Annotated in this window: 2 protein-coding genes and 1 pseudogene; 2 read left to right on the top strand and 1 reads right to left on the bottom strand. The window is 51.2% G+C overall.

The window, feature by feature from the left end:
* Nucleotides 1-234 precede the first annotated feature (234 nt).
* Nucleotides 235-687: a hypothetical protein gene (locus GOW16_RS22525; protein ID WP_170419797.1), complete on the top strand. Its 453-nt coding sequence runs from the start codon at nucleotides 235-237 to the stop codon at nucleotides 685-687.
* A gap of 48 nt (nucleotides 688-735) precedes the next feature.
* On the opposite strand, the gene GOW16_RS22520 is transcribed toward GOW16_RS22525, so the two are convergent.
* Nucleotides 736-1,493 (bottom strand): IS5 family transposase gene (locus GOW16_RS22520; RefSeq protein ID WP_170419795.1). Its coding sequence is split into 2 segments (ribosomal slippage): nucleotides 736-1,172 and nucleotides 1,172-1,493, totalling 759 coding nucleotides; the frame shifts between segments, so codons are not numbered across the junction.
* A 187-nt stretch (nucleotides 1,494-1,680) separates the two neighbouring features.
* Between GOW16_RS22520 and GOW16_RS22515 the strand changes: the two are divergent.
* Nucleotides 1,681-2,807: pseudogene (locus GOW16_RS22515) on the top strand (IS3 family transposase).
* Nucleotides 2,808-2,853: the final 46 nt, after the last annotated feature.

The following is a 2,853-nucleotide window of genomic DNA, read 5'->3' as shown; positions in this document are numbered from 1 at the left end:
ATCAGGAGCGGAAAATCCACCTAACTCAACTGTTCAGATTCCTCAGGCCACCTCTTACATAGTGGAGCAAATCATTACAATCTTTGGAAACAATATTTGAGAAATTCTTGTTCAGTAAACAGATAATGGCGGTTTTACAGTGGCAGACCGTGTAGAACTAGCAATCAGACACATTACGAACTAACCTAAAATAGGCTGGTCAATTTGCTTAACTAATGTAAATTGGAGAGATATTTGTATATTGTTGACCTTGAAGAGCACCTTCCGTCATCGTCGAGAAGTTTTTTGGTTAAACTTAAAAAATTGAAAGACAATGGGTATATTGAATGCGTAACATTCATTCATATCAATCAAGATATTTCAGTTACCTCTGGTGTTTCCAACTGCAGAAACCCAATGCAAGCAATGGAAGAGCTTCTTTACTTTGTGGAAAACCTGGCACAAGAGAAATTTCGCTTATCAATCTCAAATTTTGGCCAAGAAATTTTCACAAACCCCATGAAACGCTCAAAGCCCTTTGCATCTATAGTCGTACTTAATAGCTATGGTGCGTCTGGAACCACAAGTTTTGAGCTGTTCTTTCACTTAAAACACTTCGAAGCAGTAGTATCACTGCTGAAACCACCCTCGACAATATTGTATGATCTGTACTCGATTTCATCATCGATTTTAGATTTAGAAGCGTAATTTCAGGATCTTAAGAACAAGGGGTGTCTAGGCTCCAGACTCATTGATTTACACCCAAAACAAGATGGTAGCCGCGAGTGCGATTACTGATAGGAAGACCTTCGGGCATCTGTCATATCGGGTGGCAACCCGCCGCCAATCCTTCAGGCGCCCGAACATGATCTCGATGCGGTTACGGCGTTTATAGCGCCGTTTGTCGTACCGGACGGGTTTGTCGCGTGATTTTCGACCAGGGATGCAAGGCCTTATTCCCTTGTCTATAAGAGCTTCGCGGAACCAGTCCGCATCATAACCTCGATCACCCAGCAACCAATCAGCCGATGGCAGACTGTTCACCAGTGCCCTGGCTCCCGTGTAATCGCTGACCTGCCCAGCGGATATGAAGAAGCGGATGGGGCGTCCGAGGCTGTCAGTAACTGCATGCAGTTTCGTATTCATATCGCCCTTGGTACGTCCGATCAGTCTGCCGCGCCCCCCTTTTTTAACCGCAGGCTGGAGGCCGTGCGGTGCGCTTTGAGGTATGTTGCGTCAATCATGATCGTCTTGTGATCCGTGCCTTCAGCAGCCAGCCCGTTCATGATCCGAGCGAATACACCCATATCGCTCCACCGTTTCCAACGACTGTAGAGCGTCTTTGGCGGCCCATATTCGCTAGGCGCATCCGACCAACGTAACCCATTGCGGTTGATGAAAATAATCCCGCTCAGTACACGTCGATCATCAACCCTCGGCTTGCCATGGCTCTTCGGAAAGTAGGGCCGAAGCCGCGACATCTGCTCGTCGGTCAACCAGAATAGAATGCTCATGATACACCCCTGAAACTCAGGGGTTTGAATCACGCAGCCGAGATGGCGGCAACCAAATTAATGGGTCCAGAACCTAGACAACTTTTTTGGATGACCGAGTATCAGTGGAGTTGGTGAGCAGTGAAGTGGTCCCAGAAAACTGGACAGTCAGATAAGGTGTATCCCAAACCTTTGAAGGGATACGAGAATGGCGAAGCGCCGGAATTTTACAGATCAGTTTAAGGCCAAAGTGGCTTTGGAAGCGCTGCGTGGCGACAAGACCGTGCAGGAGATCACAGCGAAGCATCAGTTGCACCCGAACCAGGTCAGCACATGGAAGCGGCAAGCTATCGACGGGATGGCCGATGTGTTCTCGGGCGGTAAGCAGAGCGGTCCGACGGAAGCTTAGGTCAAAGAGCTCCATGCGAAGATCGGGAGGCTGGCGGTCGAGAACGATTTTTTGTCGGAAGGGCTGAAGCGGTGAGCCCTGAGAAGAAACGCGCGATGATCAAACGCGATCACCCCGAACTGAGCATCCGTCAGCAGTATAAACTGGTGCGGCTGTCGCGGTCTGCGTTCTACTACACACCGGTCGGGATCGACGCGGACACGCTGGCGATGATGAAAGAGATCGACCGGGTCCTCACCAAATACCCGTTCTTCGGCAGCCGCCAGATCGCGGCCTATCTGCGTCGTGAAGGCGTTATCGTGGGCCGTCACCGCGTCAGGCGATTGATGGCAAAGATGGGTCTTGAGGCAATCTACAAACGCCCTCGAACCAGCCAACCCCACCCGCAGCATCCGGTCTATCCGTATTTGCTGAGAAAAATGGCGATCGACCGCCCAAACCAAGTTTGGTGTGCCGACATTACCTTCGTGCCGGTGCGGAACGGGTTCTTGTATCTGGTTGCGATCATGGATTGGGCGACGCGCAAAGTTCTGAGCTGGCGGCTGTCAAACACGATGCACGCGGACTTCTGCGTGGAGGCTCTGAACGAAGCTATCGCCAAATACGGCCCACCTGAGATCATGAATACGGATCAAGGCAGCCAGTTCACGGGGTCGGCCTGGATCACGACGCTGACCGAGGCTGGCGTGCGCATCTCGATGGACGGTCGGGGTCGCTACCTCGACAACATCTTCATCGAGCGGCTTTGGCGATCCCTGAAGCAAGAAGCGATCTACCTCGAAGAGATCAATGACGGCTTCCAGGCCCGAAGGATCGTCAAGGATTGGATGACATTCTACAACACCGAGCGACCCCATTCCGCGCTTGATCGGCGGACGCCCAACGAGGCATATTGGACCGGCTTGGGAGAGCAAGAAGCTGCGTAATGGATAAGTCAAGCAGCTTTTCGTTTGGGATCGAAGGTTTCACGCC

The sequence above is a fragment of the Ruegeria atlantica genome (assembly GCF_013033965.1).
GTDB classification, from domain to species: domain Bacteria; phylum Pseudomonadota; class Alphaproteobacteria; order Rhodobacterales; family Rhodobacteraceae; genus Ruegeria; species Ruegeria atlantica_D.
This window is presented reverse-complemented; position numbering and strand designations above follow the sequence as displayed.